We start from the raw sequence: 16,732 nt of genomic DNA, 5'->3' as shown, positions 1-16,732 counted from the left end.
CCCAATTCGGTCATCCGTTCAACACAAATGTTGCCAAAATGTGACAGTTAGTCCTGCGGGCGCGCTCCTTAAGACGAGCCGGACCCTCGCTCTGCCCTATTTTTGCATCCTCACTTCAACCTCTGCGCGACTTGGCGCTCCTAGCCGCCCGCCAAACACCTCGCACTTCATCGCCGCGGCAGTGGTCGCAAACGCCACGATCCGATCCATCGGCATGCCTTCCGCCAAGCCAAGCGCGAACGCGCCGTGAAACACATCACCTGCCGCAAGCGTATCGCGGACCACGACCTTGGGCGCTGGACAGTGCCGAAACACGCCATTTTTGGCGTCAAACCAGTACACGCCGTCGCCGCCCGCCGTTACCGCCACAAAGCTCTCGTATCGTTCCGCCAGCCTTTCCACGGCCGTCGCTGGTCGCGCTTCTCCCGTAATCTGCTGCGCCGCCACATCGGAAGCAACGATATGCGTCGCCAGCGGCAGCAGAAGGTCCAAGGTCTCGGGCCGCGCCACATCGGCATCCAGCACTGCCGGAATCCCTGCAGAACGGGCCGCAGCTAACGCTCGGGCTGCGGCTTTCGGCCATCGCACATCGACCATGACCGCAGCCAGTTTTTCGCTGCTAATCGTCGGACTTGCGTTCGGCTCCTCAAGCAATTTCCCATCATAGTAAGGCACGATAATCCGCTCGCCCGACTGGTCCACCAATATCGTTGCAAAGGCCGAGCGCGCATCCTCGACCTGCCGAACCGCGGCGCAATCGACGCCTTCTGCCGCAATTTCGCTGATCAACCGCTTGCCGGTCGCGTCTGTGCCGACCGATGCCCACAGCGCCGCGGTTCCGCCCAGGCGCACGATGGCGGTCGCAGCGGTCGAAGCCATGCCTGCCGCGATCTCAACCGCTGCCTGCGGAATGAACTTCCCCGGCCCTGGCGGCAGTTCCGCCACGCTGAAAATGGTGTCCAGCGTCAACGCGCCCACGCACAGGATCGGCAGGGCCACCTAGCCGTTCCGCCGGCTATGCTTGACGATTTCGATGCTATGGGTCCGGATTTTCTTGCGCAGCGTATTGCGGTTCAATCCCAGCAAATCCGCAGCCTTGATCTGGTTGCCGCCACAGGCGTTGAGCGCCATGGCAATCAAGGGCGCCTCGACACGGTCGATCACCCGTTGGTAGAGCCCCGCGGGCGGCAGGTTCGGCTCATATTCGCGCAACAACTGCCCCACATGGGTTTCCACCGCCATGGATACGTCCATCGGCCCGGCCGTGCCCCCAGCTTGTGGCCGGTCGGCGATGTTCAATTCATTCTGGACGATTTCCGCCGAAATGCTTTCGTCGGCATAGAGGGCCGATAGCCGCCGCACCAGGTTTTCCAGTTCGCGCACATTGCCTGGCCAGGAATAGTTCTGCATCAGCCGGATAGCGTCAGGCGCAATCGATTTGATCGGCTCGCCTTCGCGTTGTGACGTCTTGAGAAAGTGCATCGCCAGATCGCCGATATCGTCGACCCGCTCGCGCAACGGCGGCAGCCGGATCGGCACGACGTTGAGGCGATAGAACAAATCCTCGCGGAACAGCCCCTGCCGGATCATCTGGCTGAGATCGCGATGGGTGGCGGCGACGATCCGCACATTGGTCTTGATCGACGATCGGCCCCCGACCATCGTGTACTCGCCCTCCTGCAGTACCCGCAACAGCCGCGTTTGTGCATCCATCGGCATGTCGCCGATCTCATCGAGGAACAGCGTGCCGCCCTCGGCTTGCTCGAACCGGCCGGACGAGCGGGTATTGGCTCCGGTAAAAGCCCCCTTCTCGTGCCCAAACAGTTCCGCCTCGATCAGATCGCGCGGAATTGCCGCCATGTTGATGGCGACGAACGGCCCGTTCCGGCGCTTGCCGAAGTCGTGCAGGGCCCGCGCCACCAATTCCTTACCCGTACCACTTTCGCCGGTGATCATCACCGTCAGGTCGGTCTGCATCAGCCGTGCCAGCGCCCGATAGATGTCCTGCATCGCCGTCGAACGGCCGACCAGCGGCATAGTCTCGCCCGGCTCTTCGGCCTTGCGCTCCGCTCGCGTCGGCTTCTTGGCATCGGCCAGGGCCCGTGCCACCACCGACAGCACCTCGGTGATATCGAACGGCTTGGGCAGGTACTCGTAGGCACCAACCTCCGACGCCCGAATCGCCGTCATGAAGGTGTTCTGGGCGCTCATCACGATCATCGGCAGGTCTGGCCGCAGCTTCTTGATCTTGGGCATGACCTCAAAGGCATTGCCGTCCGGCATCGCCACATCGGTAATCAGCACATCCCCCTCGCCCCGGCTGACCCAGTTCCACATCGTGGAAATGTTGCCTGTCGGACGCACCTCGTATCCGGCCCGCGTCAGCGCCTGGTTCAGCACCATGCGGATCGCGGCATCGTCGTCGGCCAGCAGCACAACGTGGCTCATCGGACGCCCACCTCTTCAAACGACGACATGTTGAAAGCCCCGCTCGCCACGGGCAGCAGGATACGGAAACGCGTGCGGCCCGGGCGGCTGTCGCAGTCGATCACCCCGCCATGGTCGCCCACGATCTTGGCCACCAGCGCCAGTCCCAGCCCGGAGCCGTTCGGCTTGGTGGTCACGAACGGATCGAACAGGAACGGCAGGATATCGGGCGGCACGCCGGGGCCGTTATCCTCGATGACGATTTCCAGTGGCAGCGAAATGCGCTCGGACACGCCCATGACGCTGATGCGAATGCCCGGGCGAAAAGCGGTCATAAACTTGATTTCAGGTTTCTGTGTGCGTTCAAGCGCTTCGGAGGCGTTCTTGACCAAGTTTAGGAAGATTTGGATCAACTGGTCACGATTGCCAAACACCGGCGGCAACGACGGATCATATTCCTCCGAAAAGGCAATGCCCTGCCCAACGCCATTCCTCGCCAAGAGCTTGACGCGATCCAGCACCACATGAATATTGATCGGCTCGCGCTCTAGCGGCCGTTCATCGCCAAACACCTCGACCCTGTCGATCAGCCCGACAATGCGGTCGGTTTCTTCGCGGATCAGCCGCGCCAGCGGCACCTCGTCACTGGCCACGCTCTGTTCCAGCAGTTGCGCTGCCCCCCGGATGCCCGACAGCGGGTTCTTGATTTCATGCGCCAGCATCGACGCCAGGCCCGTTACCGAACGCGCCGCGCCGCGCGACACCATTTGCCGGTCGATCTTGTCGGCCATGGTCCGCTCCTGGATGAGCAGCGCCACCCGGCCATCGGTGTCCGAAATCGGGCTGGCGAACACGTCGGCAATGCGCTCGTCCCCGAAGCGGGATGAGCCGACCCGCACGCGATATTCAGTCATCGGCGCGCGGCGCAGCATCACGGTCTCGACCAGGCTGATGATCGGCGATCCGAACGCGATCAGATCGTCCAGCCGTTGCCGCGCCAGCACGCTCATTGACGCTCCGAAAAACGCCTCGGCGGCATAGTTTACGAAAACGATCTGGTGCTGCTCGCCGCAGACGATGATTGGCTGGGGCAAAGCCTGCAAAATAGCGGTCGATGTTTCGAGCCCCAAAGCATCCATCATGCCGCCGCCTTCCACCCGCCAGAAAAGATATCGCCGATCAGCTTCAGAATCGTTTGGGGATTGTCGCTGTTCAACAGCGCGCTGCGCACCGGCTTGTCGAGCAGCAGCCCCGCCGCTTCCATATACCAGTCCAAATGCTTGCGCGCCGCCCGGCCACCGACCTGAACGCCATATTCGATCAGCATCTGCTCGTAATGCTCCCGGATCAAAGCAACGAGCGCCTCACCCTGCGGCGCTGCTATCGGCACCTCACCCGCCAATTGTGCACCAATCTGCCCAACCACCCATGGCTGGCCCTGCGCGCCGCGCCCGAGCATGACGGCCGCCGCACCCGACTGCGCCAGCGCCTCCTTTGCGCTCGTCAGATCGACGATATCGCCATTGACGACGACAGGCACCTCGACCGCCTCGACCACCGCCCGCACTGGCGCCCAGCGGGCCGCACCCTTATAAAACTGCTGTCGCGTCCGCCCGTGTACGGTAATCATCTGCGCCCCGGCGTCCACGGCGCGCCGTGCCATCTCGGTCGCATTGAGGGTCTCGTCGTCCCAACCGAGCCGCATCTTGACCGTCACCGGCAGCGGCGTCGCGCCGACCACGGCCTCGACCAGCGTCATTGCAATATCGGGAACGCGCATCAACGCCGAACCCGCATAACCATTGGTCACGCGCTTGGACGGGCACCCGAAATTGATGTCGATAATGTCGGCACCCGCCTCGCAGGCAATCTTGGCCCCGAGCGCCATCCATTCGGGCTCGCATCCCGCCAGTTGCACCACATGCGGCAACCGGCCGGCTTTGCCGAGTTTGCGCACCATATCATGATGCCCCGTGGTCAGCGCCGCGCTGGCGATCATTTCGGATACGACAAGCCCCGCTCCGAACCGCTCGGCAATTTCGCGAAACGGGCGATCGGTGATACCAGCCATTGGTGCAAGAAACGCATTATTGCGGGCAAACTGCGCGCCGATGCTCAACCCGCAGGCAAATTCAGACACTGACTGCCCCGGAAACGATCATTTTTATAGGACTGCCTGCACAATAGTCAAAACCGCGCCACGCGCAACATCTTATCAACCGCGCGGTCCATTTTAAGACGCTGCTCTTGCTGGTCGCAGGGGCGGGCGTTAGACCATGCAAGTACGACAGTATCTTGTGCGAGTTCCAGCCCTTATGCCCCCCAGCACCATTGCGGTCATTGTCGTCGCCGCCGGCCGGGGCGAGCGGGTCAATATCGATGGCGCCACCGAGCCCAAGCAATACCGCGCCCTTGCCGGAACCCCCGTCCTTACCCGCACGATCAGAGCCTTTCTCGACTATCCGCATCTCGCCCATGTCCTGCCTGTAATCAACCCTGACCACTCGCAGCTTTATGCTGATCTAAACCTGGACGACCCGCGCCTGCTGCCGCCGGTCTTTGGCGGAGAATCGCGCCAGGCCTCCGTGCTGGCGGGTCTGAAGGCCCTGGCACCGCACCGGCCTGACCTGGTGCTGATCCAGGACGCAGCGCGCCCATTTGCTTTCGCCGAGCTGATCGGCGATGTCATCGCAGTGCTGGAGCGATATGATGGGTCCCTGCCCGCCCTGGCGATCAGCGATACCGTCAAGCGCTCAGGCGATGGGCGCCTGATCTCAGGCACCGAGGACCGCAGCCAGCTTTTCGCGGCCCAGACGCCACAGGGTTTCCGGTTCGAGCAGATTTTGGCGGCGCACCTTCGCGCCGCAGGCGAGCGGCGGCAGTTCACCGACGATGCAGAAATCGCTGAATGGGCAGGCCTTACCGTCGCCATGGTGATCGGCAGCGAGCACAATATGAAACTGACCTATGCCTCCGATTTCGAGCGGGCCGAGCGCATCGTCATGGGAAATAACATCATGGAGACCCGCATCGGCACCGGCTATGACGTGCATCCCTTCGAGCCCGGCGACGCTGTCTGGCTGGGCGGCGTGCGCATCCCGCACACGGCCGGGCTGCAAGGCCATTCCGATGCGGACGTGGCGCTGCATGCCCTGACCGACGCCGTTCTCGGCGCTATCGGCGAAGGCGATATCGGCACTCATTTTCCACCCAGCGACATGCAGTGGAAAAGTGCCGCATCCAGCATTTTCCTCAAGCATGCCGGATTTCTGGTTGGCAAGGCCGGTGGGCGCATCGTCAATCTGGACGTGACAATCATTGCCGAGCGGCCCAGGATCGCCGAACATGTGCCCGCCATGCGCATTGTCATTGGCGAAGCGCTCGGGATCGAACCATCAAGGATCGCCATCAAGGCGACCACCAGCGAAAAGCTCGGCTTTGTCGGGCGGGAGGAAGGAATCGTGGCCATGGCCAGCGCAAGCGTAGAACTGCCGAGGCAATCCTGATGGCAACGGCAAGCCTCCAGACCAGTTCGGCCGAGCAGATCATCTCCCTGCTGACCGAGGCCGGCAAAACCATCGTTACCGCCGAAAGCTGCACCGGGGGCATGATCGGCGCGGCATTGACCGATATTCCCGGTTCCTCGGCGGCCTATTTCGGCGGCTACATCACCTATGCCAATGCCGCCAAGTCGCGCATGATCCAGGTGCCGGCGCGGCTGATCCACGATTACGGCGCGGTTTCCAACCAAGTCGCTCGCGCCATGGCCGACGGCGCCCGCAACACTGCCCACGCGGACTATGCCGTCGCCGTCACCGGCATTGCCGGTCCTGCTGGTGGCAGCGAGAAAAAGCCGGTCGGGCTGGTCTATGTGGCCGTGTCATCAGAACTGGCGACTTTGGTCATCGAACACCGCTTCGGCGACCTCGGCCGAGCCGAAATTCGCCAACTCAGCGTTGCCGCGGCACTCGATGTCGTGCTCCAGGTGCTGACCAGCACCGACGACGACGATCGCTAGGCAATCACTCAGTTGCCGTACCGGCGGTCGGCTTCGTCGATGAAGGCCTGGATGATCTGCGCCTGCTTGGCGGCAAAGGCAGGCTCGGCCACGGCCGCAATCAGCACGTTGGAAATCTTGAAGTCAATTTCGAACCGCACGCGGGTTCCCATGCCCTCCGGCTCGAAGCTCCAGATGCTGTCGAGATAGGCGAACGGACCGTCCACGGCCTTGGCCTTGATGGTCACGCCCTGCCGGTCATTGACGACGCGGCTGGTATAGGCCTGCGTGATCGGACCGAAGAACAGCGTCATCGTGGCCAGCACCGTGTCCGGCCCGCTCGCATCTGGACGCACCTGCATTGCCTTGCAATTGGGCACGAAGCGCGGGTAGTCCTCCAGATCGGCAACGATATCGAACATGCGCTGGGGCAGATGCGGCACGTGGTGTTCAAAAAAGCGCTTCATTCATTGACCAAGTTTTGCCAGACGGGCGGCTTTAAGAGCGGCGAAGTCCTCGCCGGCATGATGGGACGAACGGGTCAGCGGGCTCGATGACACCAGCGAAAAGCCCTTGGCAGCCGCCACCGTCGCGAAAGACTTGAATTCGTCGGGCGTCACGAACCGGATCAGCGGATGATGCTTCCTCGTGGGCTGCAAATACTGCCCGATGGTGAGGAAATCCACGTCGGCCGAGCGCAAATCGTCCATGAGTTGCAGCACTTCGTTGCGCTCCTCGCCCAACCCCACCATGATTCCCGACTTGGTGAACATGGTCGGATCGAGTTCCTTGACCTTCTGCAGCAGCCGGATCGAGTGGAAATAGCGCGCGCCCGGCCGCACCTTGAGGTACTTGGACGGCACTGTTTCCAGATTGTGGTTGAATACGTCCGGCTTGGCCGAGACCACGATCTCCAGCGCGCCGTCCTTGCGCAAAAAATCCGGCGTCAGGATCTCGATGGTCGTCTTGGGACTACGCGAGCGGATGGCCCGGATCACCTCGGCAAAATGCTGCGCACCCCCGTCGGCCAGATCGTCGCGATCGACCGAGGTAATCACCACATGTTGCAGCCCAAGCTTCTCGACCGCCTTGGCGACATTTTCCGGCTCGTTGGGATCGAGCGGCCCCGGCATACCCGTGCGCACATTGCAAAAAGCGCAGGCGCGCGTGCAAATCTCCCCCATGATCATCATGGTGGCGTGCTTCTTGCTCCAGCACTCCCCGATATTGGGGCAGCCCGCCTCCTCGCACACGGTTACCAACCCATGCTCGCGCACGATGGCCTGGGTTTCCTTGTAGACGGGCGAGCCCGGTGCCTTGACCCGGATCCAGTCAGGCTTGCGCAGGGTGATGCTGTCCGGCCGATTGGCCTTTTCGGGGTGCCGCGGCCGCACGATGGAATTGTCGATAAGCGTAACCAATTTTGGTCCTGACTGGCAGTTCTATGCCGACTTATATCGCTCCCAAAGCCGGCCGGTTCAAGCCGGCCTGTCGTTCAGCGCGCAATTACCCGCGCTATGATGATCACCACCACCGCGCCGATCGTCGCGGTGATGACCTGGCTCAGCAACGCGTTCTCGATCGGCAAGGAAATGCAAATACCCGCCCACGAACGAGCCGATGACGCCCACGATCAGATTGCGCAACAAGCCGCCACCGCCGAGCACGAAGCCCGCCAACGTCCCGGCGACAAGCCCGATGGCGAGGAAGATCCAGATTTCCTGGGTCACGCCATGACCTCGGCGATATCGACCCAGGCGCCCTCGCGCCCGGCTGACAGAATCGTCGCCTGCACCAGCGCCAGCGAATGCAGATTGTCCTTCCCCGAACTGAACCGCGCCGGCACCGATACGCTGGCGATCGCCTTGGCAATTGCCGCCAATGTTCCCGTCCGGTCGGCGAAATCGAGCGGCTGCAACGCTATTGCTTCAGGTTGTGCATCGCGCACACGCGTTGTCAGCCGGTCGGGACCGGCCTTGCCCATGAAATGGTCGCGCGAGGTCCAGCAGATTTCGCCTTCCGAACAATCCATGGTCCATTCACCGGCCCAAGGCGTAACCGGACCACTGCTCATCCAGGAGCCGCGATAGGACACGATGGTTCCCTTTTCGAATTCCACCGTCGCAACCCCCATCGGGTGGTGCCCGAACGGGCTCGCCGGCGGATTCCAGGTTCGGCACGAAACCCGTTTTGGATCGTCGTTGAGCACCATGCGCATCAAATCGAAATGGTGAATTGACATGTCGGCCAACAGCGGATCGGGCATGTCCCAGTAGCGATAGCCCTGGCTCGGCGCATGGCGCCGAAAATCCACCGACACCAGATTGACCGGCCCGAACTTCTGCGCCCCGATCAATTCGGCCGCGGCAATCGGCGCGGGTTGGAAGCGGTAGTTCTGGCTGACCATCAGGATCCGGTTTTGCTGCTCCGCCAGCGCTACCAGCTCCTTTGCCTGCGCAATGGTTGACGCAAACGGCTTTTCCACCAGCACGTTGAAACCCAGTTCCAGTGCCTGCCTGACCACCGGGTAATGCGCTTCGGTGCGCAGTGTCGCGATCACCAGATCGGCTTCGACGCCTTTGGCTGCGTCTTCTAGGCTGAGGAAACAGCGCTTGTCCTCGATCCCCAACTCCACCTGCACCCGCTTGATCGCCTCGGGATTGGCATCCACGTAGCCCGCCATGTGGACAGCGGGAACTTTGGGGATAACCTCCTTCGTCCAGCTGAAACCCCAATGCCCGAGGCCGACTTGAATGGCTTTGACCATGTGGATAACTCCTTTGTTTCTCCAGACCCAACCCCACCCACGGTGTCGTCCTCGCGAAAGCGGGGACCCATCTTGAGATTTCAGGATGGGCCCCGGCTCAAGGCCGGAGTGACACCGAGTTTGTGGGTCCGAAAGTGCTTAAATATTCAGCGCTCGCCCATAGGCATCGAGCACGCTCTCCTTGAGCGTTTCGCTGAGTGTGGGATGGGGGAAGATGGTATGGATCAGCTCTTCCTCGGTGGTTTCCAGGTTCATCGCTAAGACGAACCCCTGGATCAACTCGGTCACTTCCGCCCCGATCATGTGCGCGCCCAGCAATTCGCCGGTCTTGGCGTCGAAAATGGTCTTGACCAGCCCGTCCGGCTCGCCCAGCGCGATGGCCTTGCCATTGCCGACAAAAGGAAAACGGCCCACCTTGATGGCGCGCCCGGCTTCCTTGGCCTTGGCCTCGGTCAGCCCGACGCTGGCGATCTGCGGTTCGCAATAGGTGCAGCCCGGCACCTTGGTCTTGTCGAGGCCGTGGACGCTGAGCCCGGCGATCTTTTCCACCGTCACCACCGCCTCGTGCTCGGCCTTGTGCGCCAGCATGGGTGGCCCGGCAACATCGCCGATGGCCCAAATGCCCGCCACATTGGTGCGGCCATAGCCATCGATAACAATGGCGCCGCGCTCGGTCTTGACCCCGATCGCCTCCAGCCCGATGCCCTCGATATTGCACATCACGCCGATGGCAGAGATCAGCTTTTCGCCCGAGATTTCCTGCTTCTCGCCGGACTTGAGTTCGACGAAGGCTTTGATCCCGTCCCCGGTCTTTTCCACCTTGGCGACCTTGGCATCGGTCAGGATCTTGATGCCGCGCTTTTCCAGCCGCTTGCGCGCCAGCGTCGAAATCTCGGCATCCTCGACCGGCAGGATTTGCGGCAACAGCTCGATGATGGTCACCTCGGCGCCCATCGAGCGATAGAACGAGGCGAACTCGACCCCGATTGCGCCCGAACCCATTACCACCAACGATTTAGGCATGGTCGCGGGCTTCATCGCCTCGAAATAGGTCCAGATCTTGTCCCCATCCGGCTCGATGCCGGGCAGGACGCGTGGCCGCGCGCCGGTCGCGATGATGATGTTCTTGGCGGTATAAGTGCCCTCTCCAAGCGGGTTTTTCGGCACCGGCCCCTGCGGCTGCACGATCGCCTTCTTGGTCGGCGCGACCTTGATCTCGCCCGGCTTGGTGATAACCGCCTCGCCCCAGATGATATCGATCTTGTTTTTCTTCATCAGGAACTGCACGCCATTGTTCATCTGCGCCGCAATACCGCGCGAGCGCTTGACGATGCCGTCCAGGTCGAACCCGAAATCGCCCGCCGTCAGTCCGTAATCTCTGGCATGACCCATATGGCCGTAGATCTCGGCCGTGCGCAGCAGTGCCTTGGTGGGAATGCAGCCCCAGTTCGAGCAGATGCCGGCCATGTGCTCGCGCTCGACGATGCCCACCTTCATGCCCAGTTGCGCCCCGCGAATGGCCGCGACATAGCCGCCCGGACCGGCCCCGATGACGAGAAGATCGTATTGATCAGCCATGATTTAATCCTTCACCATCAACAGCCAGTCCGTTCCGTCCTGCTGCGCGCCGGGAAACGGCACCATGGGACGGCTCGTCCGGACCGAAAATCCTCGGCCTTCATAGAGTTTGCGGGCGCCGCTGTTGGCGTCCTCCACGATCAGGGCCTGCCCCTTGGCCTGCGTGACGCGCGCCTCGGTTTCCGCCCTGTCCAGCAAGGCCGAACCGGCGCCACGTCCCCGCCAGGCCTTGTGCACGCCCACCATGCTGATGAACCACAGGCCATTGGCCTCGGCTTCCAGCTGCTCTATGGGCACCATCGGCGCCCAGAGATCATCGGACAGGCTTTCGCGCGCATCGGCCTTGCGATATCCCAGCAGCATGCCGGCGATCTCGCCATCGACCTCCGCCATGAAGGCGCTGCGCCAGTTGAACTGCGTGTCCTCGCTCAGCATCTCCATCCGGCCCACTTCGAGCGGATCGTAGGTGTCCTGCGCTTGCTTGCTGTGCACCCACCCGGCTACCATGTGGCCATGCACCGCGATGTTGACCAGCAGCGCAATCTCCGCAGCGTCTGACTTGCGCGCCGACCGGATGGCGTAAGGTTCGCTCACCAGCCCAGGGCCTGCTTGACCACCGGCACCAGCCCCTCCCCGATCGCCCTGGTATTGGCGGCGTCCAGATGCACGCCGTCCTGCGGATCGGCGACGGCCACGGTGGCAGCGTCGAAAAAGCCCGTGTTCCACTCGCGAGCCCGGTTCGCATAATGCTCGGCGAACTGGCCGGACTGGTTCAGCGCATGCTCGATGCCGCCGAAATGGCCCATCATGTCGGCATTGGGCGAGTCGCAGATCAGCGGCGGCGCTACGAGGATAATCTGGGGCGCGGTCTCGTTCTTGCCCGCATAGTGCCCGCGGATGATTTGCACCAGCCGGCGCATCCCGTAGGAAGCTTCCAGCGACAAGCCGCAGATGGCGGGCTTCAAGTCATTGGTGCCCAGCATGATGATGACCAAATCGAGCGGCGAATGGGTCTCCAGCAATGTCGGCAGGATGCGCGCGCCATTGCGGTCTGCATTGGTGTACCAGTCGTCCGAGGCGGTCGTGCGTCCACCCAGCCCTTCGGCGATCACCCGCGCCTGCCCGCCCAGCCCCTGTTCCAACACGGTCGGCCAGCGGTCCTCATAGGCATGTCGCGGCCCATTCGGCGTCGGATTGGCTCCATAGGTCAGGCTATCGCCGTAGGCAAGAATGGTTTTCATGGGAATGCCCTAAGCCAGCATCATCACGGGATTTTCGATCAGGCCCTTGAACACGCCGAGCACTTCCGCGCCCAGCGCACCATCGACTGCCCGATGGTCGCAGGACAGAGTCACGGTCATGAAATTGGCGACCTTGACCTGGCCCGCGTCGGCATAGACGCGCTCCTCGCCGACGCCCACCGCTAAAATCGTACCATGCGGTGGATTGATCACGGCCGAAAAGCTTTTGATGCCGAACATGCCCAGATTGCTGACCGAAGAGGCGCCACCCTGGTATTCGTGCGGCGCCAGCTTCTTGTTGCGCGCGCGGGTGGCCAGGTCCTTGACCTCTTCGGAAATCTGCCGAAGCGTCTTGGTGTCGGCCGCTGTCACCACCGGAGTGAACAACCCGCCCGGTACTGCGACCGCCACGGCCACGTCGCTGCGCTTGTGGTAGAGGATGGCGTCGCCGGCCCAGGTCGCATTGGCGGCCGGAATGCGCTGCAGCGCCACGGCCCAGGCCTTCATCACGAAGTCATTGACCGAGAGTTTGAACTCCGGCTTGCCGTCCTTGCCCTTGGGCGCACTGGCGTTGATCTGCTCGCGCGCGCTCAGCAACGCATCGATCTTGCAATCCAGCGTCAGGTAGAAATGGGGCACCGTCTGCTTGGATTCGGTCAGCCGCTGCGCCACGACCTTGCGCATGCCGTCATTGGGCACGAGTTCGTAGCTGCCCTCTTCGTAAAGCGCCAGAACCTGCGCCTTGGTCATGCCGGCGGGAGCGGCGCTGCCAGTTGCCTGAGCAGCGGATGGTGCCGCGGAAGCAGCCTTGAGCGGGGTCTTGCCGGACTTGGCGGCCTCGACATCGGATTTGATCACGCGTCCCTTGGGGCCGGAACCTGAAATACTGGCAACATCGATCCCGGCTTCCTTCGCGAGGCGGCGAGCAAGTGGGGAAGCGAATACCTTGCCGTTGGTATTGGCTGCGCCGTTCGCAATCTTGGCTCCGGCCGCAGCGATATTGGACTGCAAGGCTTGCTTTTCACTGGCTTCTTTGCCAGCCGTTCCTGCCTGCGTCGCCGTGTTCTCGCGCATGGTGGAGCCGGCGTCGGCCTGTGGCGCCGGCTCGGTCTTGGCTTCGGGAGGCGGCGCTGCCTTTGGCGCCACCGCTGCATCGGCGCTTTCGCCCTCCTGCAGCAGCACCGCGATCACGGCGTTGACCTTCACATTGTCCGTGCCCTCGGCGACTACGATCTTGCCGATCGTCCCCTCGTCGACCGCCTCGACTTCCATCGTCGCCTTGTCAGTCTCGATCTCGGCGATCACGTCGCCGGAGGAAACGCTGTCACCCTCCTTGACGTGCCATTTGGCAAGCTTGCCCTCTTCCATCGTGGGTGAGAGCGCCGGCATGGTGATTTCGATCGGCATCACAACTCTCCCTTACGAGCGATACGTCACGGCATTCACCGCCGCGATCACTTCATCGACGTTCGGCAATGCCAGCTTTTCCAGATTTGCCGCATAGGGCATCGGCACGTCCTTGCCGGTCACCCGCAGCACCGGCGCATCGAGGTAATCGAATGCCTGCTCCGTCACGCGGGCCGAAATGTCGGCGCCGATGCCACCCTGCGGCCAGCCTTCCTCCACCGTCACCAGCCGCCCGGTCTTCTTGACCGAGGCGATGACCGTGTCGATGTCGAGCGGACGCAAAGTGCGCAGGTCGATCAGTTCGACATCCACCCCGGCCGCGACCAGCTTTTCGGTCGCCTGCGTCGCATAGCGCATCCCCATGGAGAACGACACGACAGTCACGTCCTTACCCGAGCGGGCAATGCGCGCCTTGCCGATCGGCAAGACGAAATCATCGATCTTGGGCACAAGGCCCGTCGAGCCGTACAGCACCTCGTTTTCCAGGAACACCACCGGATTGGGCGAGCGGATCGCGGCTTTCAGCAGCCCCTTGGCGTCGGCAGCGCTGTATGGCGCGATCACGGTAAGCCCCGGAACATGGGCGTACCATGCCGAATAATCCTGGCTATGCTGTGCGCCAACACGCGAGGCCACGCCGTTGGGGCCGCGAAACACCATCGGCGCCTTGACTTGGCCGCCTGACATATAGAGCTGCTTGGCGGCCGAATTGATGATCTGGTCGATCGCTTGCATCGCGAAGTTCCAGGTCATGAATTCCACGATCGGCTTGAGGCCCGCAAACGCCGCCCCAACCGCCAAACCGGCAAAGCCATGCTCGGTGATCGGCGTGTCGATCACGCGTTGCGACCCGAATTCCTGCAGCAGGTTCTGCGTGATCTTGTAGGCACCCTGATATTCGGCGACTTCCTCGCCGATGATGAACACGTCCTTGTCGCGGCGCAGTTCCTCGGCCATCGCCTCGTTCAACGCCTGGCGCACGGTCATCTCGACCATCTCGACGCCCTCAGGCAGGTCCGGATCGCTTTGCGCATCCAGCTTGGGTGCGGCTGGCGCCGAAGCGACTGGAGAGGCTGCCTCGGCCGCTTTCTCGGCAGGCACCACGGGTGCTTCTGCCGGCTCAGGCGCTGTTTCAGCGACGGGTGCGGCATCGGCACTCTCGCCCTCTCCGAGCACAAGCGCAATCGGCGTATTGACCTTCACATTGTCGGTGCCTTCGGCGACCAGCAGCGTCTTGACCACGCCGCTGTCGACCGCCTCGACTTCCATCGTCGCCTTGTCGGTCTCGATCTCGGCCAGCACGTCGCCCGGCGATACGCTGTCGCCTTCCTTGACCAGCCATTTGCTCAGCTTGCCTTCTTCCATGGTCGGCGAAAGCGCGGGCATCAGAATATTGGGCATTCAACTCTCCTGCCACATCGTCCGGGCGCGGGCCCTGGGACGCGCGGAAATTAGCTCCGTCCAAAACCCGAGGCTATGCCACTGAGCACCAGACCGATAACGACAAAAACCAGAAAGGCGATGACCGCCCGCTTGTAGATTTCCAGATGTGGCGCAGCGTCAGGATCAGCCTGCGTCGCGATGGCACCGAACTTCCACCAGCCAAGCACGAAGTAATTGCCGAGCCCGCTGGCCTTTGGCGATAGCCGCGCAATCGCCATGGCCTCGCGCACGGCAAGCGCAAGAGCCAGGATTGCGAACAACGCTACAACGCCCGCTAGGATGCTCACGCCGCTACGCGCTCACCGTGATGTCGGTCCATAGTTCGGCCGCATCGGGTTCCGGCGCCGTTGTTGCAAAGTCGGCAGCCTCGGTAACAATGGCACGGATATCGGCCTCGACCGCCTTGAGACTTTCCTCGGTGGCGTAGCCCGCTTCCAGCAAACGCGCCTTGACCTGTTCGATTGGGTCGCGTTCCTGGCGATACTTGGTCACTTCGTCCTTGGTGCGATACTTGGCCGGGTCGGACATCGAATGACCGCGGTAACGATAGGTCAGCATTTCGAGAATGAACGGACCCTTGCCTGAACGGGCATGCTCGATGGCGCGCTCGGCCGCGTCATGCACCAACCGCACGTCCATACCGTCGACCTGCTCGCCCGGAATGTTGAAAGACGCCCCGCGCATGGAGAAATCGGTGGTTGCCGCGGCGCGCTCGATCGAGGTGCCCATGGCATACTTGTTGTTCTCGATGATGAAAACGACCGGCAGGTTCCAGAGCTTGGCCATGTTGAAGCTCTCATAGACCTGGCCCTGGTTGGCCGCGCCATCGCCGAAATAGGCGATGCTGACCGAGCCGTCGCCGCGATACTTGGCGGCAAACGCCAGCCCCGTGCCGAGCGATACCTGTGCGCCCACGATCCCGTTGCCGCCGTAAAACCGGTGCTCATTGGAAAACATATGCATCGAGCCGCCCTTGCCGGCGGACAGTCCTGCCGCCCGCCCGGTTAGCTCGGCCATGACGCCCTTGGGGTCCAGGCCCATGACCAGCATATGCCCGTGGTCGCGATAGCCGGTGATCTGGGCATCGACGCCCTTTTTCGAGGCCATGGTGACGCCCGTCACTACGGCTTCCTGCCCGATATACAGGTGGCAGAACCCCCCGATCAGGCCCATCCCGTACATCTGGCCGGCCTTTTCCTCGAAACGCCGGATCAGCAGCATCTCGCGATAGGCCTCGATCTCCTGGTCCTTCGAAAATTCGGGAATATTCGACTTCGCCTTGGCCTGGGTGGCCACCGCCTTACGCGCCATGAGATACGCTCCGCATCGATTTGGATTTCCGTCAGGCCGACTTGGCCACATAACAGCACCATAAAGCAAGTCGACATACCGCAGCAAGCGCCGACGGCTTCTTGAAATCGCTGCTAATGGTCTATGATATCAGCACTATCTGTCTTTAACTCATTTTCAGATGATTCCGAAAATGAACTTGATATCGGCTTACCGCTGGCGGGATCAACCATGACGATAATGTCATCGGCGTTGGCCATGTTCAACATGCCCCGCGCGCGCTCACTGATCAAGTCAGGGTCAAGACTCCGTGTGTCCATCAGGCTGGCCCGATGCCTGTAGGCATCGATCTCCGCCTGCAATGCCGACGATCTGGCTTTGAGCACCTCGATATCGGCGATGATCTGCTTGCGGTTTTCAATACCGAACTGCCCGCCAATGGCCGAAAACCCCAGATACCCCTGAAATCCGAGCAGGGCCACGCTCAGTGCCAGCGGGCGCCAGATTGCACGTTTCTTGAGACGGGTGGGCATGGGCAAACCGGGTGTAATAACACGCCCATTATGGCTGATAAGGGTTTAA

The 16,732-nt window shown here is 62.1% G+C and carries 17 protein-coding genes and 1 pseudogene; 2 read left to right on the top strand and 16 right to left on the bottom strand.

The features are described 5' to 3' along the window. Nucleotides 1–96: 96 nt before the first annotated feature. Genes ACFE8X_RS07905 through dusB form a run of 4 tightly spaced genes read right to left on the bottom strand, consistent with a single transcriptional unit; the run spans nt 97 to nt 4,567 of the window. Nucleotides 97–999 (bottom strand): PfkB family carbohydrate kinase, encoded by a 903-nt coding sequence (locus tag ACFE8X_RS07905; protein WP_375450914.1) that lies wholly within the window; start codon nt 997–999, stop codon nt 97–99. Continuing rightward, nucleotides 1,000–2,448, bottom strand: coding sequence for a nitrogen regulation protein NR(I) (gene ntrC, locus ACFE8X_RS07900; protein ID WP_375450913.1), 1,449 nt, complete (start codon nt 2,446–2,448; stop codon nt 1,000–1,002). Beyond that, the gene (locus tag ACFE8X_RS07895) at nt 2,445–3,569 is read right to left on the bottom strand and encodes a nitrogen regulation protein NR(II) (protein WP_375450912.1); all 1,125 of its coding nucleotides are present in this window, start codon (nt 3,567–3,569) and stop codon (nt 2,445–2,447) included. Before ACFE8X_RS07895 ends, ntrC begins: the two co-directional genes overlap by 4 nt. Continuing rightward, on the bottom strand, nt 3,566–4,567 hold the full coding sequence (gene dusB / locus ACFE8X_RS07890; RefSeq protein ID WP_375450911.1) for a tRNA dihydrouridine synthase DusB: 1,002 nt from the start codon (nt 4,565–4,567) through the stop codon (nt 3,566–3,568). The genes ACFE8X_RS07895 and dusB overlap by 4 nt, the downstream gene beginning before the upstream one ends. 175 nt (nt 4,568–4,742) lie before the next feature. Between dusB and ACFE8X_RS07885 the strand changes: the two genes are divergently transcribed. Together ACFE8X_RS07885 and ACFE8X_RS07880 are read left to right on the top strand one after the other, a co-directional pair. Beyond that, complete coding sequence (locus ACFE8X_RS07885; protein WP_375450910.1) at nt 4,743–5,933, top strand: bifunctional 2-C-methyl-D-erythritol 4-phosphate cytidylyltransferase/2-C-methyl-D-erythritol 2,4-cyclodiphosphate synthase; 1,191 nt, start codon at nt 4,743–4,745, stop codon at nt 5,931–5,933. Continuing rightward, nucleotides 5,933–6,445 (top strand): CinA family protein, encoded by a 513-nt coding sequence (locus ACFE8X_RS07880; RefSeq protein WP_375450909.1) that lies wholly within the window; start codon nt 5,933–5,935, stop codon nt 6,443–6,445. The genes ACFE8X_RS07885 and ACFE8X_RS07880 overlap by 1 nt, the downstream gene beginning before the upstream one ends. An 8-nt stretch (nt 6,446–6,453) precedes the next feature. Here the strand turns inward: ACFE8X_RS07880 and ACFE8X_RS07875 are convergent, their stop codons facing one another. The 12 genes and pseudogenes from ACFE8X_RS07875 to ACFE8X_RS07820 form a co-directional block, all read right to left on the bottom strand. Further along, complete coding sequence (locus tag ACFE8X_RS07875; RefSeq protein ID WP_375450908.1) at nt 6,454–6,891, bottom strand: type II toxin-antitoxin system RatA family toxin; 438 nt, start codon at nt 6,889–6,891, stop codon at nt 6,454–6,456. After that, on the bottom strand, nt 6,892–7,845 hold the full coding sequence (lipA, locus tag ACFE8X_RS07870) for a lipoyl synthase (protein WP_375450907.1): 954 nt from the start codon (nt 7,843–7,845) through the stop codon (nt 6,892–6,894). Between the two features lie 74 nt (nt 7,846–7,919). Next, nucleotides 7,920–8,154 (bottom strand): annotated as a pseudogene (locus ACFE8X_RS07865) (GlsB/YeaQ/YmgE family stress response membrane protein). After that, nucleotides 8,151–9,191: a Gfo/Idh/MocA family protein gene (locus tag ACFE8X_RS07860; RefSeq protein ID WP_375450906.1), complete on the bottom strand. Its 1,041-nt coding sequence runs from the start codon at nt 9,189–9,191 to the stop codon at nt 8,151–8,153. The pseudogene ACFE8X_RS07865 and the gene ACFE8X_RS07860 overlap by 4 nt, the downstream one beginning before the upstream one ends. A gap of 138 nt (nt 9,192–9,329) precedes the next feature. Beyond that, the gene (lpdA, locus tag ACFE8X_RS07855) at nt 9,330–10,769 is read right to left on the bottom strand and encodes a dihydrolipoyl dehydrogenase (protein ID WP_375450905.1); all 1,440 of its coding nucleotides are present in this window, start codon (nt 10,767–10,769) and stop codon (nt 9,330–9,332) included. A 3-nt stretch (nt 10,770–10,772) separates the two neighbouring features. Beyond that, nucleotides 10,773–11,363: a GNAT family N-acetyltransferase gene (locus ACFE8X_RS07850; RefSeq protein ID WP_375450904.1), complete on the bottom strand. Its 591-nt coding sequence runs from the start codon at nt 11,361–11,363 to the stop codon at nt 10,773–10,775. Continuing rightward, entirely contained in the window at nt 11,360–12,010 is a 651-nt protein-coding gene (locus ACFE8X_RS07845) for an SGNH/GDSL hydrolase family protein (protein ID WP_375450903.1), read from the bottom strand. Before ACFE8X_RS07845 ends, ACFE8X_RS07850 begins: the two co-directional genes overlap by 4 nt. Before the next feature lie 9 nt (nt 12,011–12,019). Then, complete coding sequence (locus ACFE8X_RS07840) at nt 12,020–13,417, bottom strand: pyruvate dehydrogenase complex dihydrolipoamide acetyltransferase (RefSeq protein WP_375450902.1); 1,398 nt, start codon at nt 13,415–13,417, stop codon at nt 12,020–12,022. Nucleotides 13,418–13,429: 12 nt separating this feature from the next. Then, the gene (locus ACFE8X_RS07835) at nt 13,430–14,818 is read right to left on the bottom strand and encodes a pyruvate dehydrogenase complex E1 component subunit beta (RefSeq protein WP_375450901.1); all 1,389 of its coding nucleotides are present in this window, start codon (nt 14,816–14,818) and stop codon (nt 13,430–13,432) included. Nucleotides 14,819–14,868: 50 nt separating this feature from the next. Beyond that, nucleotides 14,869–15,147: a hypothetical protein gene (locus tag ACFE8X_RS07830; RefSeq protein WP_375450900.1), complete on the bottom strand. Its 279-nt coding sequence runs from the start codon at nt 15,145–15,147 to the stop codon at nt 14,869–14,871. Between the two features lie 4 nt (nt 15,148–15,151). Next, complete coding sequence (gene pdhA, locus ACFE8X_RS07825; RefSeq protein WP_375450899.1) at nt 15,152–16,171, bottom strand: pyruvate dehydrogenase (acetyl-transferring) E1 component subunit alpha; 1,020 nt, start codon at nt 16,169–16,171, stop codon at nt 15,152–15,154. Between the two features lie 113 nt (nt 16,172–16,284). Beyond that, the gene (locus ACFE8X_RS07820; RefSeq protein ID WP_375450898.1) at nt 16,285–16,683 is read right to left on the bottom strand and encodes a septum formation initiator family protein; all 399 of its coding nucleotides are present in this window, start codon (nt 16,681–16,683) and stop codon (nt 16,285–16,287) included. Between the last annotated feature and the right edge of the window lie 49 nt (nt 16,684–16,732).

This window comes from uncultured Devosia sp. (assembly GCF_964244875.1).
Taxonomy (GTDB): Bacteria; Pseudomonadota; Alphaproteobacteria; order Rhizobiales; family Devosiaceae; genus Devosia.
Note: the sequence above shows the minus strand (reverse complement) of the source record. Positions and strands in the feature narration are given on the sequence as shown.